This is a genomic window from Rhizobium sp. SAFR-030, from assembly GCF_059415005.1.
This window is the reverse complement of sequence record NZ_JBPFDO010000009.1, coordinates 24,497-40,182: the sequence shown is the minus strand read 5'-3', so window position 1 is coordinate 40,182 and position 15,686 is coordinate 24,497. Positions and strand designations below refer to the sequence as shown.

Sequence of the window (15,686 nt, the reverse complement as noted above, 5' to 3'; positions counted from 1 at the left end):
AATTTCGTGGATGAATACAATCCTCAAGTTTCAATGGCTTAGGTTTTGAAACTTGGTACCGCAGATTCGAATCCCTTCAAGGCGCACTAACTCGATTGCAGTCTTAGCGTTTCGGAAATCAGGCGGTGGTCTTCGACATTCGGCAAACCGCTCACGCCCACCGAACCTATGAACGTTCCGCCTTTCAGCACAAGCGGGACCCCGCCGCCGCTGGCAGCGAAATCGGCGGGCGGCAATCGGAAACGCGTATTGAAGTCATACCCGTTCTGTTCCGCCTCAAGCCGCATGGCAAGCGAGCTGCGGTGGAAACGATGCACGACGGCACATTTGCGTCGTGCCCAGTCGAAATTGTCGATCGTCGCCTGACCAACCAGAGTAGCAAAAATGACGTCGCTGCCATGGCGAATTTCAATGGCGACGTCATGGCGGCCTTTATTCGCCTTATCGCGTATCTGCATACCCAGGTTCCAGGCAAATTCATGGTCGAACCTGTCAATCTCCAGGGACTTTAGCTCGTCCGCGAGCTCGGCAAGCGTCGGTTCCTTTGGCAACATGTACGTTCCTACTTATTTCGTTCGTGACAGCGGCAGGGTAAACCCCGCAGCTTGGTAGATGCGCTCAAGCGCGATCATGTTGTTGATGGAGTCCTCTGCACCGGTGAGCGGTTCCTTGCCGGTCAAGACCGCTTCCAGAAAAGCCTCGAGCTGGTAGTCATAGGTGGTGCCGCCCGCCAGGGTGAACTCCTGCAACGCGCAAGTCAGGTCATGGCGGATGGCGTGGCCCTTGTGCGGCAGGACCGGATTATCGATTTCCAGGAAACCATTGTCAGTCTCGATACGCAGCCGTGCCTCGAACGGGGGGTGGGCGATGTCGGCGAGCAAGGTCGCGGTGATCGAGCCGAAGCGCAGTTCGGCCGTCATGCTCTCATCGACGCCGAGGGGCGTTTTTCGTGCAGAGGCGGCGAGGACTTCAGGCTCCGAACCGAAGAAGCTTCGTAGCCAGTGCAAGGGATAGCAGCCAAGATCCATCATGCAGCCTCCGCCTTGCGCCGGGTCATGACGGATGGAGTTTTCGTCGAACGGAATGTTGACGTAAAATTCCGCCTTCACATGTTGAACCCGATCCAGCAGTCCATCCCGTTTCAGTGACATCAGATGCAGAAACACCGGATGGTAGCGGTCGTGGAACGCCTCCATCAGTATTTTCCCGCTATCTCTTGCGACGGCATACATTTCGCGAGCCTGCGTCACATCCATGGCGATCGGCTTTTCACACAGCACATGTTTGCCGGCTTTCAGCGCCGCAATCGCCCATTTTGCATGTCCGGCTGGGGGCAGGGCGTTGTAGACGAGGTCGATCTGTGGGTCGGCCAGAAGATCGTCATAACTGTCGTACGCCACCGTGATGCCATGCTTTTGGGCGTAGTCGCGCGCAACATCGGCCCGACGGGACGCCACGGCATGGACGACGATATCGTCGCGGCGGTTGACGGGTTGGATGATGGACCGCGGCGCGATGCCGGCGGCGCCGAGAATGCCAATCTTGAACAAGGTCATCTCCTCCCGCTCACTCGAAGAATGCCTGGTCTTCCGGTGCCAGATAGGCGCGCGCCGCTTCCGGGATGAGATCGACGCCCATGCCCGGCCGTTCGAGAACGTCGATGAAGCCGTTCTTGACAATGGTTTTCGGGAAACCCTCGACGATGTCGTACCACCAGGCCGGATCGCCCGTCGTGTATTCGAACGCGAGGAAATTATTGGGCAGCGTGGCGCTGACCTGGATCAGGGCAGCCAGTCCGAGCAGGCCGTTGGCGGTGCCATGCGGCGCCATCATTATGCCGTGCAGATCGGCATATTCGGCAATCCATTTCAGCTCGGCGATGCCGCCGACATCGGCCGGATCGGGGCCGATGACGCTTACCGCCTGGCTCTCGATCAGTTCCTTGAAGTTCTGGCGCAGATAGATCTGCTCGCCGGTGTGGATGGGCGTCGACGTCGCTCTGGTCAGTTCGCGATAGACGCCGGCATTCACCCAGGGCGTATAGTCGCCCGACAGCAGGTCCTCGACCCACAGGAGGTGATAGGGTTCGAGCTTGCGCGCCAGACGAATGGCATCCGGCAGCATCCAGCCTGGACCTGCATCGAGCGCTAGCCCGATCTTGTCGCCGGTGACTTCCTTCATCGCCGCAACGCAATCGACGAAATGGTTAAGGCCCTTTTCGGTGATCGGGCCGCGATCCAGGGCGCCATGAAACGGGCTCTTGTTCGGTTCGCCGTAGTAGAAGTCCGCCACCTCGCGCTTCATGGCCGAGTGGAAGCCGATCGGCTGCTTGATCATAGTGAACCCTTCGGGCAGGTCCATCATCCGCTTGATGTCGGCGGCAAGCGATTGCGGCGAGTGGTCGGGCATCGGGAAACGGATCGAGCCGTTATAGACGCGCACCTTATCGCGGACACGGCCGCCGAGCAGCTTGTGCACCGGTAGGCCGGCCGCCTTGCCGGCCACGTCCCAGAGCGCCATTTCGATGACGGAGACCGCCGATCCCCAGGGCTTGAACCCGCCGCGCTGGCGGATCTTCAGCATCACCCGCTCGACATTGGTGGGATCTTCGCCGATCAGCGCGTCGCGAAACGCCAGGATATGCGGCTTGAGATAGCTTTTCCAGGTTTCGGCCTGGCCGTAGCCGCTGATGCCTTCATCGGTCACGATCCGCACGATCGGGCTCTTGCCGATGATGGCGCATTTCAAGTCTATGATTTTCATGGTTCTCCTCCAGCCCGCGCGTCTCTCCCGAGTTCGTTCAGCGCGGCATGCTTTCCGTCATAAGTCGTGCCGCATCGATGACGGCAAGGCGGATGGTCGTCATCCGGTCGTTGGGCGTACCGGCAAGAAACGGCACGCTGATCGCGGCGACGACATTGCCGTTGCGATCAAAGACTGGGGCGGCGAAAGCCTGGATGCTCGGGCCGTTTTCGCCCTTGTCCTCGGCCCAGCCCTGCCGGCGGATGCGGGCAAGCTCGGTTTCCAGCCGTTTCGGATCGGTGATGGTCTTGCTGCTAAAGGCGGCGAGGGGTCGTGCAAGCCATGCCAGGATCTGGTCGTCCGGCAAATGGGCGAGCAGCAGCTTGCTGGCCGCGCCGGCATGGATCGGCATGCGCTGGCCGGGCGCAACCGACAGCGCGTATTCCTGTCGGCCCTGCACCGCGGACAGAACGAGAATGCCGGCATCGTCCATGATCGACAGCTTGACCGCTTCGCCCAGTTCGTTCGACAGGCGATCGAGATGCGGATGGGCAAGGGTGATGAGATCCAGCTCCTGGCCGCCGGGACCGACGTGAGCCGCAAGGCTGAGCAGGCGACGGCCGAGGAAATAGCTGCCCTCGGCATCGCGCCGGACCATGTCATGCAGCTGCAGGGTATTGAGAATGCGGTAGACTGTCGAACGCGGCACCATGAGGCCGGTGACGACGTCACTGATTTTCGCGCCGGGACGGCGTTCCAGATGGACGAGAACGTCCATCATCCGGTCGATCACAGGCACGCGGTGTTTTTGCGCAGCCTCGTCGTTGACGTCGAGCTCCAGCATTTCAACTTCCTCCACTACCACTGAGCTAACACGGCAGTCTGATCAAGTGAAGTTCAAATAGGAATATTAGACGAGAAATTTTCCAAGGAGTTCGACATTTAAAGCCTGCTTTCAGGAAAGTCCACCAGCGGAGATTACGGGTGCAAATTTCGGAAAGTCAGCAATAGATGCCAAAAATCTTCAGATCCACGGACAATGCTGCGCAGAAAGATTCCGGCAAGGCCCGATTGACAACCGTGTCGCTTCACCCCTATGGTTACAAATAGAACTGGTGTTGTTCATATTTGAACTGAAGGCTCGGGAGGCTGAACCAGCGGAGGAATGCATGCGCGTCGGAATGAGCCTGTTCGGTAAAACCCTCAACGAGGATGGTGCACGTTATGCGGCGCAGCTCGGCGTGAGCGACGTGGTGCTGCATCCGACCGACTATGCCCGCAATTGCGACAATTCCAGTTATCTTGCCGGCGGCGTCGGCCCGATCAATGGTGATTGCATCGATGCGCCGCTGTGGACCTTTGAGACCTTGGCGGATCTGGTCGCCATGCTGGCGCGGCACGACATTCGCCCTGCGGCGATCGAGAATGTTTCGCCGAACTTTTGGTCGGATATCCTGCTCGACGGACCGAACAAGCGCCGGCAGATGGACGGCATGAAGCAGCTGATCCGTGACGTCGGTCGCGCCGGCATCCCGGTGCTTGGCTACAATTTCTCGATCGCCGGCGTCTGGGGATGGCAACGCAAGCCTGTGGCACGCGGCGGCGCTATGACAGCGGTGTTCAACATGGCGGAAATTCCCGCCAATAGCCCGATGCCGGACGGCATGGTCGGCAATATGCGCTACCGCGCGGCACTCTCTACCTCGGAAATCATCGAGATCAGCGAGGATGAACTCTGGCAGCGCCTGGCCTGGTTCCTGTCGGAGCTGGTGCCTGTGGCGGAAGAGGCGAGAGTGCGGCTCGCCGCCCATCCCGACGATCCGCCGGTCGACCGGCTCCGCCGGACACCGCGCCTAGTCAACCAGCCCGACAAATATGACCGGCTGCTGGACATTGTTCCAAGCGCTGCAAATGCGCTCGAATTCTGCCTCGGCTCGATCCAGGAAATGCAGACCGGCAATGTCTACGCGGCGACTCGCCATTTCGCCCGCCGCCGGGCCATCGGTTATGTCCATTTTCGCAATGTCCGCGGCAAGGTCCCACATTACGAGGAAACTTTCGTCGATGACGGCGATATCGACATGGTCGAGATCGTCCGCATTTTGCGCGATGAGGCCTATGACGGCGTCCTCGTGCCGGACCATGTCCCGGATCTGGCCTGCCCGGCGCCATGGCACGCCGGCAATGCCTATACGATCGGGTTCATGAAAGCTCTTGTGTCCAATGCCGACGTGCTTGGACCGTCCACAACGCAGCCGAAGCTGGCCGCCTGAACATCGGGGTTCGCAAGCGGCATCTTGGGTTAACACAAGCGTCAAGTTTACCGACCAACAACCACTCAGGGAGGAGAGGTTATGACCAAACGAACTTTTGCAATGATCGCGATGCTTGCCGGCGGCATGATGGCTGCCGGCACCAGCTTTGCACGTGAAGTGACATGGTGGACGCCGAATTTCAACGAGGCCCGCGCACGCGGGCTGGTACAGGCGTTCGAGGCCGAGCATCCGGATATCAAGGTAAAGCTTGAGATTACCACGGCAGACGGTCTGCCGCAGCGCATTCTCACCACGCTGCAGTCCGGCGCCTCTCCGGATCTGATCGATGTCGCCCATGGCTGGATCAACGGCTACGCACAAAACAACCTTCTGACGAAAGTCGATGACGTTCTGACGGACAAGGACGACTATGTGCAGGCCGGGCTGGATTACGGCATGCTGAATGGAAGACTCTGGTCTATTCCCTATCGTGTGGAATCGCATGCGATCATCTTCAACAAGCAGCATTTCCGCGATGCAGGTCTCGACCCGGAAAACCCGCCCAAGACCTGGAGCGACCTGACAACGGCCGCCAAGGCGCTGACCAAAAGCGGGCGCTCGGGCTTTGCGATCACCGGTGGCGGTGAAGTCGGCAACACCATCTTTCGCTCGCTTCCGTTCATCTGGATGAAGGGCGGAGACATGATCTCGGCCGACCAGAAGACGGCGACGATCAACCAGCCTGCGGCCGTCGAAGCCGTCAAATTCTACACCGACATGCTGACAGAGCTGAAGGTCTCGCCGGCCTCGACGCTCGAAAACGACGGCACGGCAAACCGCCGGCTGTTCATTGCCGGTACGGTGTCGATGTATCAGTCGGGTCAGTTCGATGTCGCATCGATCAAGAAGGAGAATCCGCAAATCGAGATCGGCACCATGCCCATCCCGTCTCCGGATGGCGGCAAGACCGCCAGCATCATCGGAGGCTGGAGCCTGATCATTCCGGCGCATGCGAACAATCCGACGGATGGCAAGACGCTGCTGAAATTCCTCGCGGAGGCCAAGAACCAGGCGATCTTGACCGACACTTTCCCGGCCCGCAAGTCGGCGATGGATGCGGAGCGGTTCCAGGACCCGCTGCTCAATCCGTTCAAGGAGATGCTGGCCTTTGGTCGCGCCCTTCCGGCTAACCGCAACTGGGTACAGATCAGCCAGGCCTATTTCGACGGTATCCAGCGCATCCTTCTCGGTGACGAGGACGTCCAGGAAGCGATGGACGGCGCAGCGGAAGAAATCCAGGTCCTGCTCGACAACTAAAACGCCACCCTCGGGCAGGCAACATGATTGCGGGTTCCAATGCCCGCAATCATGCAACAGGAGTTTGTAATGGTTCGCCAATCGACGGGACTGATTTTTGTTCTTCCGGCACTGATGGTGCTGATGATGCTGATCGCCTATCCGCTCGCCTATACCGGCGTGCTGAGCGTCACAGATCAGCAGGGCGCCTTTGTCGGCACCAGCAATTTCGCCACCGTGCTTGCTGCCCGGGCAACGCCGCAGGCGTTCTGGAACACCGTCTATTTCGTCGGTATTTCCATCATCTTCCAGGTCGTGCTTGGAACGGCTGCCGCCATCCTATTGAACCAGAACTTTGCCGGCCGCGCCATCGTCCGCTCGATCACGATCATTCCGTGGGTTGTTCCCGGCATCGTCGCGGCGACAACCTGGGCGTGGATGTTCCACACCGAATTCGGCATCATCAACTACATGATGACAGCGCCAGGCCTGATCGAAGAGCCGGTCGGCTGGCTGACCAACCGCGACACGGTGATGCCGGTGCTGATCGCCATCAATGTCTGGAAGATGTTTCCCTTCGTCACGGTGATGGTGCTGGCCGGGCTTCAGTCCATTCCCAACGATCTCTACGAGGCCGCCCGCATTGACGGCGCCAATATCTGGGAAGAGATCTGGCACATCATGCTGCCGCAGGTGCGCTCGGTTATCACCGCGGTAACTTTGCTTTTGGTCATCTGGGGCCTCAACTCGATTACCATCATCTACGCCATCACCCGCGGTGGGCCAGCCAACCGTACGCTGATCACGCCGATCCAGATCTTCCGTCTCGCCTTTGATGCGGTCCAGTTCAATCAGGCCGCCGCATTGTCGGTCCTGTTCTTCGCCGTCGCGATCGTCATCGTCTTCATCTACGTCAAACTGGTGCAGACGCCTTCGGGAGAAACACGATGAGCATTCCAGGCTCCACCCCTGCACGCACCGGCCTGCCGCTGCCGGTCATCATCATCGGCGCGATCTTTCTCGTTCTGATCTCGATCTTCCCGTTCGTCTGGATGGCGATCTCGTCCATCAAGACGCTTGGCGAGCTTTACACGATACCGCCGCGCTGGTGGCCGCAAACCCCGACGCTCGCCAACTATTATACCGTGATCTTCGAGTCGAACATTCCGCGCTATTTCCTCAACAGCGTGATCATTTCAGTCGGCTCCACCGGGCTCGCCCTGTTCCTGGCGATCTTCGCATCCTACGGATTTGCGCGGTTCGATTTCCGCGGCAAGGCTGCCTTGCAGTCCTTCGTGCTGGTTGGGCAGCTGCTGCCGACTGCGGCCATTATCGTGCCGTTGTTCATCACCCTGCGGGTGCTCGGGCTGGTCAACACCTTCTGGGGGCTGATCCTCGTCTACATGATCATCACGCTGCCGCTGTCGGTCTGGATGCTGACCAGCTATTTCAAGGCCATTCCGGTGGAACTGGAAGAAGCGGCGATCGTCGACGGTGCGTCGCGACTGGGCGTGTTGTTCCGGATCACGCTGCCGCTTTCGACGCCGGGCATCGTCGCGGTTCTGGTCTATGCGTTCGTCACCACCTGGAACGAATTCATCTTCGCGCTGTGTTTTGCGACCGACAGTTCCGTCAAGACACTGCCGATCGGGCTCGCCGAATTCTCGACCGAGTTCAACACCGACTGGGGTGCGGTCATGGCCGCGTCGCTGGTGATGACGCTGCCGATCGCTCTCCTTTTTCTCACCATGCAGAAGCTGTTCGTCGGCGGCCTGACCGCTGGCGCCACCAAGGGGTAAGGCCATGTCCAATTCCAGCATTCCGGCGATCGGCCTTGGCACCTATGGCCGCACCGGTGACGAGGGGCTCGCAGCGCTGCTCTCGGCCATTGAAATCGGCTATCGCCATCTCGATACGGCGCAGAGCTACGGCACGGAGTCCACCGTCGGTCGCGCCTTGGCCGCGTCGGGACTGGCGCGGGATGCGTTCTTCGTCACCACCAAGGTTGCCGACACCAATCTCGCCCGATCGTCGTTCATGCCGAGCGTCGAAAAGAGCCTCGAAACGCTCGGTGTCGATCACGTCGATCTGCTGCTCATTCACTGGCCGACACTCGACGAAGTTGTGCCCTTCGAGGACTATATTACGGCGCTTGGGCAAGCGCGCGAACGCGGCTTTGCCCGCCACATTGGCGTGTCAAATTTTCCGATGGTACTTCTGGACCGGGCCGCCGGCATCCTGGGGGAGGGGCAGCTCGCCACCAACCAGATCGAGATCCATCCCTATCTACAGAGCCCGCGCATCCGCGACTACGCTCGCAAAGTGGGACTGCAACTGACCGCCTACATGCCGCTTGCCAAGGGCGCCGTGACGGATGACCCGCTGCTGGCAGCGATTGCCGAGACGCATGGCGTCACGACGGCGGCGGTCTCGCTCGCCTTCCTGATGGCCGAGGGGCACGTCGTCATCCCCTCGTCTGCCAACACACAGCGGTTGAACGACAACTGGTCAGCCCGCCGCATCACGCTGAGTGCCGACGACATGCAGCGGATACGCGGCCTCGACCGATCGAACCGAATGATCAACCCGGCGAAATCCCCCGCATGGGACGATTGAGACAGACTGTCCCGCCACAAAATGACAATCGGCCAGGTGCCGAGGAGACAACAACATGGGCTCAGTGAGCATACGCAACGTCCACAAATCCTACGGTGCCTTGCCGATCCTGCATGGCGTCTCGGTGGATATCGCCGACGGCGAATTCGTGATCCTTGTCGGCCCATCCGGCTGCGGCAAATCCACACTTTTGCGCATGCTGGCCGGCCTGGAAGGGATTACCGCGGGCGAGGTGATGATTGACGGACAGGTGGTCAACACCAAGCCGCCGAAGGACCGCGACATCGCCATGGTCTTCCAGTCCTATGCGCTCTACCCGCATATGACGGTTGAGGCGAATATGGGATTTTCGCTGAAACTCAGCCGCGCGCCGAAGGAGGAGATCAAGGAACGCGTTGCCAATGCCGCAAAAAGCCTCGGGCTTGAGCCGTATCTGCAGCGTTATCCGAAACATCTGTCCGGCGGCCAGAGACAGCGTGTCGCCATGGGCCGGGCAATCGTGCGAGATCCCAAGGTCTTCCTGTTCGACGAACCACTGAGCAATCTCGACGCCAAGCTGCGGGTGCAGATGCGCTCGGAGATCAAGCAGAACCACCAGCGGCTACGCACCACCACGGTCTACGTGACCCATGACCAGATCGAAGCCATGACCATGGCCGACCGGATCGTGGTCATGAATGCCGGCCGGATCGAACAGATCGGCACACCGCTCGAGCTTTACGATCGGCCCGCCAACCTGTTTGTTGCAGGTTTCATTGGCTCGCCGGCGATGAATTTCCTGACCGGCTCCCTGCAGCAATCGACCTTCGTTGCTCCTGACGGATCGAGACTGCCGCTTCCGTCGAGCGCCACGGCCAATGCCGACCAGATTACGCTCGGCATACGGCCCGAACATTTCCGGCTCGACCCGCAGGGTCTGCCGGCCGAGATCATCACCATCGAGCCCACTGGTGCGGAAACCCAGGCGATGATGCGTTTCGGTGGCCATGAGGTGGTCGGCGTCTTCCGTGAGCGTATCGATATCGCCGCCGGTCAGACGATCAATGTCGGCCTCGACACGGAAAAGCTGCATCTGTTCGACACCACCACCGGCAAGCGGATCGGCGGGTGATGCTATGAGCTTTGATCGCCGCCTTCTGGACGAAGACACCGTCATGCAGATCTGCTTCGTCACCCACGATGCAGTCAAGTCTGCATCCTGGTTTGCCGATCTCACCGGCAAGCCGATGCCGCCGATGACGTTCTCCGCCGATCCCGACAAGGCCCGGGCCGAATATCGAGGACAACCGGCAGACGTTACCTGCAAGATCATGATGTTCCACTTCGGCAATATCGACCTTGAATTTCTTGAGCCGGGACCGGAACAAAGCGCCTGGCGGGATCTGCTCGAGGAACGGGGGCCGGGCTGCCACCACATCGCCATCAAGACCCGCAACCTCGCCGAACGGGACGCCTACCTGACGTCGCGTGGGCATGAACGCCTGCAGCGCGGCGAGTTCCAGAGCGGGACCGGCCGTTATGCCTATTACGACACGCGCCCTGAACTCGGCGCGCTTGTCGAACTGCTCGAGTTCGATCGGGACAAGGTGATCTGATGTCTTACAAGCTCTCCTACCAGCTCTATTCATCTCGCAATTTTCCGCCTTTGTCTGCGCAATTGCCGCTTCTGAAAGCCATGGGTTATGATGCGGTCGAGCCATGGCTTCCGGCCTATGAAGCCGATCCTGCCCTGTTCCGCCGGCAGCTCGATGATGCCGGACTGTCCTGCCTCGGTTTCCACATGCCGCTGACCGGCCTGGTCGACGAGCCGGAACGGTTCTTCGATATTGCCGAAACCCTCGGCACCACGCTGTTGATACCGCCCTATGTCAAACCCGAGGATCGCGGCACGGGCATCGGCTACTGGAAGTCGCTGGGCGAGCAACTAGCAACGGGTGCCACCGGGGCCGCGCGCCGAGGTCTTCGTGTCGCCTGGCACAATCATGATTTCGAGTTCGCAGCGCTTGAGGATGGCAGCCGCCCGATCGACCATATCCTCGGTGCCGATCCCTCGGTTCTGTTCGAGATCGATTGCGGCTGGATTGCCCGCGCCGGCGGTGATCCGTCAGCCGAACTGCAACGTTTCGCCAGCCAGATCGTCGCTATCCAGATGAAGGATCTTGCGCCCGCCGGCACCGAGGCGGAAGACGGCTGGGCTGCCACCGGCGACGGCATCATCGACTGGCAGGCACTTGAGCCGCTTTTCGCATCGACGGCCGCCGATCAACTGATTGTCGAACATGACAATCCGGCGGACTGGCAGCGCGTGGCGCAACGGTCGATCGACTATATCAAGCGCCTCACGGCGTAAAATTTCTCCAGCCCTTTTCATTCCACGAGAGTTCAAGATGCTTACAGTTTCCGGCCTTGCCCATGTTGCCATCCGTGTCACCGATATCGATCGCGCCCTGGATTTCTACATCAATAAGCTCGGCTTCGAGCGATTGATGCATCTCGATCGTGACGGCAAACTGTGGCTCGTCTATCTGCGCGTCACTGACAATCAGTTCGTGGAGCTGTTTCTTGACGGGATCGGCGAGCGCGCGCCCGGTGCAGACACCACCGGTTACAACCATCTCTGCCTTTCCGTTCCGGACATCGAAACATCAGTGACGGAACTGCAGGCGGCTGGCATCGACCTGACGCGGCCGAAAGTGCTCGGTCTCGACGGCAACTGGCAGTGCTGGATCGAGGATCCGGATGGACACCGTATCGAGATCATGCAGATGATGCCTGATAGCATGCAGTCCAAAGCCATCGCTGCGCGCCTCTAGGCGGGCTAGCCGGGAGAATAAACATGGAAAATACGCTTGGCTGGGGAATTCTCGCCACCGGATGGATTGCCGGCCTGTTTGCGCAAGACCTTCAGGCCGCAGGGCTCAATGTCACTGCTGTCGGATCGAGATCGAAAAACAAGGCAAAAGATTTTGCCGAGCGATATGCGATTCGGAATTCGCATGGAAGTTATGAAGGTCTAGTGACAGATCCGGCTGTCGATATTGTTTATATCGCAACGCCGCATCCCCATCACGTCAGCGCAGCGCTCCTGGCGCTGGAAGCAGGCAAGCACGTCATGATCGAGAAACCCTTGCGCTTAACGCGGAAGAAGCGCGGATGATCGTAGAGAAGGCCCGAGCGAAGAACCTGGTTGTTCTCGAAGCCATGTGGACCCGTTTCTTGCCGCACATGAAGCGAATCCACGAAATCATCGACGCAGGGACGCTGGGGGAACTGCGCTCCGTCTTTGCCGAACATCGCCAGTTTCTTCCCACTGATCCGGGGCATCGGCTCAATGCTCCCGAGCTGGGAGGCGGGGCTCTGCTGGATCTGGGCATCTACCCGATCTCCTTTGCCTTCGACATTCTCGGCCGGCCAACCACCATCAAAGCCTCAGCGCGTTTCCAGGAGACTGGTGTGGATGCGGAGGTGGCCGTAATCATGGAGCATGACGGCGAGGCAATCTCGACCTCTGTTGCCGCACTGGACGTTGCCGGGCCGAATGGGGCGATGATTTACGGGTCGAAGGCGCGCATCGAGATCGCCGCGATCTGGTATACGCCGACATCGTTTAGGGTCATCGATCAAAAGGGCGAGGTTCTGGAAGACTACGATTTAGCAGTCGACAGTCGTGGCATGCAGTTTCAAGCATTCGAAATGGAGCGGCTGGTGCAAGAGGGCGAGGTGTCAACTTTGATGCCGCCAGATGAAACCGTTGAAATCTTGGCAGCACTGGACGCAGTCAGAAAGCAGATCGGGCTAAGTTACCCCGGCGAGGCACGCTAGGTGCGTCGATAGCACCGATTAACTGATGAAGACGATCAAAGGCCCGGCAATTTCTGGCACAATTCGCAGGCCAAGAGGCGCCTTTCGATACATTGGACGGTGCGGTTCACTGCACGGCAGCAAAGTTTGACTACCGCTCGAGGTGATCGACGGCGTGCTGTCGTCAGACTTGGAGGGGGCGAGGTTCTCGGCGGAGTAACTGGGGATAGAGGCTAATTACTCCTATCCCGGATTTGAACAGATGGCAGTTGCGAAACTTTCACGGAATGCAGGATCTCTTATGCAGATACTAACAATCAGCCGTCCCCCAAAAGAACTGATTCAAGCGCTCGCCAAAGTGGGCACGGCCACTCTCAGCGGCGAAATGAGTAGAATCGGTTTGCGGGATGCGTACATTTGTGGACCCGTTTCGGTCTCTCCCGGCATCACCATCGCTGGGCCTGCGCTGACACTACAGTTCCTGCCGAAGCGTGAAGACGTTTACGAGGACGATGAATACGGCGATCCGGAAGCGCAGATGCACCGGCAAGTTCTCTATCAGGTCGAGGAAGGTGATGTTGTCGTTGTCGATGCACGCGGCGACCTGCGTAGCGGCGTGTTTGGGGAGATGATGATTACCTATCTACAAGGCCGCGGCGGAGCGGGCCTCATCGTCGATGGATGCATCCGCGACTCTCGCAAGGCACGTGAAATTGGCCTGCCGATGTGGACGCGCGGCGCAACACCAAATTTTCACACTCAAACGGGACTTTTCCCTCACGCAGTGAATGTTCCAATTGCCTGCGGCGGCACGCTTGTCATGCCTGGCGACATCATCGTGGCGGACGACGACGGGGCGATTGTGGTGCCAATCAAGTTTGCGGAGCAGGCACTGAAAATCTCGAGCGAACATAGGGAGTGGGAAGAGTTCTCTCGCCTTCGCCTCTCGGAAGGCGGCGATCTCCGCAAATATTACCCCCTCCAGGCTGAGGCACGCGCTGAGTACGAAGCGTGGCGCGAAGCTGATACCAACCGTAAGTGAGTATGACTCTGAAGGGGATTCCCAGCAGCCGACGAATCTGAATCTGTGATGCAAACTGGAGGTTTGTGATGGGTTCAGCGATTTCTTTGCGATCGGACTTCGACGGAGCCAGGTTGCGGCTTCTGGCTCGGCAGACACGCGATGCCGATCAGGCACGGCGGCTTCTGGTACTTGCATCGATCTATGATGGCGGCTCACGCGCCGATGCCGCCCGGCTTGGCAGTGTGACGGTTCAGATCGTACGCGACTGGGTGGTGCGCTTCAATGAACGCGGTCCCCACGGCCTTATCAACGGCAAGGCCCCGGGCAAACCTTCTCTCCTGCACGATGAACAGCGAACGGCTTTGGCGCAAGCCATAGAGCGCGGACCGACCCCGTATCTGGATGGAGTCGTTCGCTGGCGTCTGTGTGATCTGGCGCAATGGATTTGGGAAGAGTTCCGCATCTCGGTGAGCGAGGAGACCCTTGGCCGCGAAGTGCGTGCCATGGGCTATCGCAAGCTCTCGGCTCGCCCAAGACATCATGCCCAGGATGCCGAGGTGGCGGAGGCATTTAAAAAAACTTCCCCACCGCTGTGGCAGAAATCGCTGCCGGTCCCGCCAAGGGCAAAGTGATCGAAATCTGGTTCCAGTGTATGGTTCGCCTCCGGTTTGCAAGAAGAAACGACAGTCCCGATAGACCCTGCTTCAGCGTATCCGGCTTTCTAATGGGCGAAGATGCCCGAGCCACAATGGGAGCCGCTGGGATGCGTTCCTTACAAGGCGACCAGATGCTGTGATCTCTGCATTCTCCGGTTTGTACCAGGGCGAGCCGGGATCAATCTACTGGAACATCAGGCTGCGCATCCTGTCAGATGCACGGTACCATCGCTTTCTCCTCGCAAGTCAATCAGCCTCGCACCTCAGGCGGCGTTCGGCTGAAACGATATATTCTGTGTTAGGATAGCCCAGATGATGCGCGCAGCCTTGTTGGCGCTCGCTACCACAATCTTGTTCGCATGCATGCCTCGCTCGACCAGCCTTTCCATGAAAGTTGAAAGGCCGTTCTCTCGCTTTTTGCGGTTATAGAAGGCCGAGCGCATACCGTGGATCATTAAGGTCCGGACGTAGGTGTTGCCACGTTTTGATATTCCCAACAGTGTCGTCTTTCCACCCGTTGATCGTTGCCGTGGAACGAGCCCCAGGAAGGCAGCAAGATCCCGGCCGCTCCTAAAATCCGAAATATTTGCCACAGCGCTGAACAGGGCCGTGGCCACGATCACGCCGACACCAGGCACCGACAACAACGCCCTGCAGGCAGAACTGGATTTGGCGAATGTGGCAAGCTCTGCATCGATCTCTTCGATGCGGGCGTCGACTGCTTCATATTCGGCGGTCAGTGTGGCGAATAATGCCCGGCAAACCGAGTTGAGCTGGATCTCTTGGCCGGTCAACAGTTCCCGCAGGAATCTATCGAAACGCATCCGGCCCGAGCCAAAGACCAGACCCCGTTCGCGCAGAAGGCCACGCACCTGGTTGATAATGGCGGTCCGTGCCGTCACCAACCGTTGCCGCACCCGGTGCAATGCCTGAATGTCCAGTCGCTCCTGTGACTTGACGCCCACGGCATGGCGGCCCGGTCGTTGCGCGGCTTCCGCGATCGCCAGTGCATCATTCCAGTCATTCTTCTGCGCCTTTGCGAAAGGCCGGACACTCTCGGGCGTCAGGAGCCGGACTTCATGGTCGATGGCGATGAGCTGATGCGCCAGCCAATGCGCCCCGGAACAAGCCTCGAAGGCGATCTCGAGCCGCTCCGTCTTTTGTTTAAAGAAAGCGATCAGCCCGGATCTGGTGAATTGTCGGCGAAACACGATATCGCCCTCCATGCCGAGCCCGATCACATGAAAGCTGTTCTTGCCAATGTCGATGCCGATTTGCTTGATTTGCATGTAATGC

Annotated in this window: 18 protein-coding genes; 13 read left to right on the top strand and 5 right to left on the bottom strand. The window is 59.2% G+C overall.

What is annotated here, in order from left to right; translation table 11 throughout:
• Positions 1-86 precede the first annotated feature (86 nt).
• From ACR65N_RS21600 to ACR65N_RS21585, 4 genes are read right to left on the bottom strand one after another with little or no spacing between them, the layout of a single operon-like run.
• Positions 87-554 carry a heme-degrading domain-containing protein gene (locus ACR65N_RS21600; RefSeq protein ID WP_440458698.1) on the bottom strand — a complete coding sequence of 156 codons (468 nt, stop codon included), beginning with the start codon at positions 552-554 and terminating at the stop codon, positions 87-89.
• Between the two features lie 12 nt (positions 555-566).
• Complete coding sequence (locus tag ACR65N_RS21595; RefSeq protein WP_440458697.1) at positions 567-1,550, bottom strand: Gfo/Idh/MocA family protein; 984 nt, start codon at positions 1,548-1,550, stop codon at positions 567-569.
• Positions 1,551-1,566: 16 nt separating this feature from the next.
• Positions 1,567-2,763, bottom strand: a complete 1,197-nt coding sequence (locus ACR65N_RS21590; RefSeq protein ID WP_440458696.1) for a mandelate racemase/muconate lactonizing enzyme family protein — start codon at positions 2,761-2,763, stop codon at positions 1,567-1,569.
• 37 nt (positions 2,764-2,800) lie between these two features.
• The gene (locus tag ACR65N_RS21585) at positions 2,801-3,586 is read right to left on the bottom strand and encodes an IclR family transcriptional regulator (RefSeq protein ID WP_440458695.1); all 786 of its coding nucleotides are present in this window, start codon (positions 3,584-3,586) and stop codon (positions 2,801-2,803) included.
• A gap of 325 nt (positions 3,587-3,911) precedes the next feature.
• On the opposite strand from ACR65N_RS21585, the gene ACR65N_RS21580 reads away from it, so the two are divergent.
• From ACR65N_RS21580 to ACR65N_RS21520, 13 genes are all read left to right on the top strand, one after another.
• Positions 3,912-5,015 carry a mannonate dehydratase gene (locus ACR65N_RS21580; RefSeq protein ID WP_440458694.1) on the top strand — a complete coding sequence of 368 codons (1,104 nt, stop codon included), beginning with the start codon at positions 3,912-3,914 and terminating at the stop codon, positions 5,013-5,015.
• Between the two features lie 81 nt (positions 5,016-5,096).
• Positions 5,097-6,314 carry an ABC transporter substrate-binding protein gene (locus tag ACR65N_RS21575; RefSeq protein ID WP_440458693.1) on the top strand — a complete coding sequence of 406 codons (1,218 nt, stop codon included), beginning with the start codon at positions 5,097-5,099 and terminating at the stop codon, positions 6,312-6,314.
• Between the two features lie 69 nt (positions 6,315-6,383).
• Entirely contained in the window at positions 6,384-7,244 is an 861-nt protein-coding gene (locus ACR65N_RS21570) for a carbohydrate ABC transporter permease (RefSeq protein WP_440458692.1), read from the top strand.
• Positions 7,241-8,092, top strand: coding sequence for a carbohydrate ABC transporter permease (locus ACR65N_RS21565; protein WP_440458691.1), 852 nt, complete (start codon positions 7,241-7,243; stop codon positions 8,090-8,092). The genes ACR65N_RS21570 and ACR65N_RS21565 overlap by 4 nt, the downstream gene beginning before the upstream one ends.
• Positions 8,093-8,096: 4 nt before the next feature.
• A complete protein-coding gene (locus ACR65N_RS21560) occupies positions 8,097-8,909 on the top strand; it encodes an aldo/keto reductase (RefSeq protein WP_440458690.1) in 813 nt (270 codons plus the stop codon).
• A gap of 55 nt (positions 8,910-8,964) precedes the next feature.
• Positions 8,965-10,020 carry an ABC transporter ATP-binding protein gene (locus tag ACR65N_RS21555; RefSeq protein WP_440458689.1) on the top strand — a complete coding sequence of 352 codons (1,056 nt, stop codon included), beginning with the start codon at positions 8,965-8,967 and terminating at the stop codon, positions 10,018-10,020.
• Positions 10,021-10,024: 4 nt separating this feature from the next.
• Entirely contained in the window at positions 10,025-10,504 is a 480-nt protein-coding gene (locus ACR65N_RS21550; RefSeq protein WP_440458688.1) for a VOC family protein, read from the top strand.
• Positions 10,504-11,259, top strand: a complete 756-nt coding sequence (locus tag ACR65N_RS21545; RefSeq protein WP_440458687.1) for a sugar phosphate isomerase/epimerase family protein — start codon at positions 10,504-10,506, stop codon at positions 11,257-11,259. Before ACR65N_RS21550 ends, ACR65N_RS21545 begins: the two co-directional genes overlap by 1 nt.
• A gap of 37 nt (positions 11,260-11,296) precedes the next feature.
• The gene (locus ACR65N_RS21540; protein ID WP_440458686.1) at positions 11,297-11,722 is read left to right on the top strand and encodes a VOC family protein; all 426 of its coding nucleotides are present in this window, start codon (positions 11,297-11,299) and stop codon (positions 11,720-11,722) included.
• Between the two features lie 23 nt (positions 11,723-11,745).
• Positions 11,746-12,066: a Gfo/Idh/MocA family protein gene (locus ACR65N_RS21535; protein ID WP_440458685.1), complete on the top strand. Its 321-nt coding sequence runs from the start codon at positions 11,746-11,748 to the stop codon at positions 12,064-12,066.
• On the top strand, positions 12,063-12,731 hold the full coding sequence (locus ACR65N_RS21530) for a Gfo/Idh/MocA family protein (protein ID WP_440458684.1): 669 nt from the start codon (positions 12,063-12,065) through the stop codon (positions 12,729-12,731). Before ACR65N_RS21535 ends, ACR65N_RS21530 begins: the two co-directional genes overlap by 4 nt.
• A gap of 280 nt (positions 12,732-13,011) precedes the next feature.
• Positions 13,012-13,752: an RraA family protein gene (locus ACR65N_RS21525; protein ID WP_440458683.1), complete on the top strand. Its 741-nt coding sequence runs from the start codon at positions 13,012-13,014 to the stop codon at positions 13,750-13,752.
• 68 nt (positions 13,753-13,820) lie between these two features.
• Positions 13,821-14,366: a helix-turn-helix domain-containing protein gene (locus ACR65N_RS21520; protein WP_440458682.1), complete on the top strand. Its 546-nt coding sequence runs from the start codon at positions 13,821-13,823 to the stop codon at positions 14,364-14,366.
• A gap of 287 nt (positions 14,367-14,653) precedes the next feature.
• Here the strand turns inward: ACR65N_RS21520 and ACR65N_RS21515 are convergent, their stop codons facing one another.
• Positions 14,654-15,679 (bottom strand): IS110 family RNA-guided transposase, encoded by a 1,026-nt coding sequence (locus tag ACR65N_RS21515; protein ID WP_440458681.1) that lies wholly within the window; start codon positions 15,677-15,679, stop codon positions 14,654-14,656.
• Positions 15,680-15,686: the final 7 nt, after the last annotated feature.

What these genes read in the sequence shown, in the direction of transcription:
- ACR65N_RS21530 (WP_440458684.1), top strand. Translation starts at nt 12,063, where the DNA reads ATGATCGTAGAGAAGGCCCGAGCGAAGAACCTGGTTGTTCTCGAAGCC.
- ACR65N_RS21535 (WP_440458685.1), top strand. Translation starts at nt 11,746, where the DNA reads ATGGAAAATACGCTTGGCTGGGGAATTCTCGCCACCGGATGGATTGCC.
- ACR65N_RS21580 (WP_440458694.1), top strand. Translation starts at nt 3,912, where the DNA reads ATGCGCGTCGGAATGAGCCTGTTCGGTAAAACCCTCAACGAGGATGGT.
- ACR65N_RS21545 (WP_440458687.1), top strand. Translation starts at nt 10,504, where the DNA reads ATGTCTTACAAGCTCTCCTACCAGCTCTATTCATCTCGCAATTTTCCG.
- ACR65N_RS21560 (WP_440458690.1), top strand. Translation starts at nt 8,097, where the DNA reads ATGTCCAATTCCAGCATTCCGGCGATCGGCCTTGGCACCTATGGCCGC.
- ACR65N_RS21585 (WP_440458695.1), bottom strand. Translation starts at nt 3,586, where the DNA reads ATGCTGGAGCTCGACGTCAACGACGAGGCTGCGCAAAAACACCGCGTG.
- ACR65N_RS21565 (WP_440458691.1), top strand. Translation starts at nt 7,241, where the DNA reads ATGAGCATTCCAGGCTCCACCCCTGCACGCACCGGCCTGCCGCTGCCG.
- ACR65N_RS21600 (WP_440458698.1), bottom strand. Translation starts at nt 554, where the DNA reads ATGTTGCCAAAGGAACCGACGCTTGCCGAGCTCGCGGACGAGCTAAAG.
- ACR65N_RS21575 (WP_440458693.1), top strand. Translation starts at nt 5,097, where the DNA reads ATGACCAAACGAACTTTTGCAATGATCGCGATGCTTGCCGGCGGCATG.
- ACR65N_RS21590 (WP_440458696.1), bottom strand. Translation starts at nt 2,763, where the DNA reads ATGAAAATCATAGACTTGAAATGCGCCATCATCGGCAAGAGCCCGATC.
- ACR65N_RS21555 (WP_440458689.1), top strand. Translation starts at nt 8,965, where the DNA reads ATGGGCTCAGTGAGCATACGCAACGTCCACAAATCCTACGGTGCCTTG.
- ACR65N_RS21525 (WP_440458683.1), top strand. Translation starts at nt 13,012, where the DNA reads ATGCAGATACTAACAATCAGCCGTCCCCCAAAAGAACTGATTCAAGCG.
- ACR65N_RS21540 (WP_440458686.1), top strand. Translation starts at nt 11,297, where the DNA reads ATGCTTACAGTTTCCGGCCTTGCCCATGTTGCCATCCGTGTCACCGAT.
- ACR65N_RS21570 (WP_440458692.1), top strand. Translation starts at nt 6,384, where the DNA reads ATGGTTCGCCAATCGACGGGACTGATTTTTGTTCTTCCGGCACTGATG.
- ACR65N_RS21515 (WP_440458681.1), bottom strand. Translation starts at nt 15,679, where the DNA reads ATGCAAATCAAGCAAATCGGCATCGACATTGGCAAGAACAGCTTTCAT.
- ACR65N_RS21520 (WP_440458682.1), top strand. Translation starts at nt 13,821, where the DNA reads ATGGGTTCAGCGATTTCTTTGCGATCGGACTTCGACGGAGCCAGGTTG.
- ACR65N_RS21550 (WP_440458688.1), top strand. Translation starts at nt 10,025, where the DNA reads ATGAGCTTTGATCGCCGCCTTCTGGACGAAGACACCGTCATGCAGATC.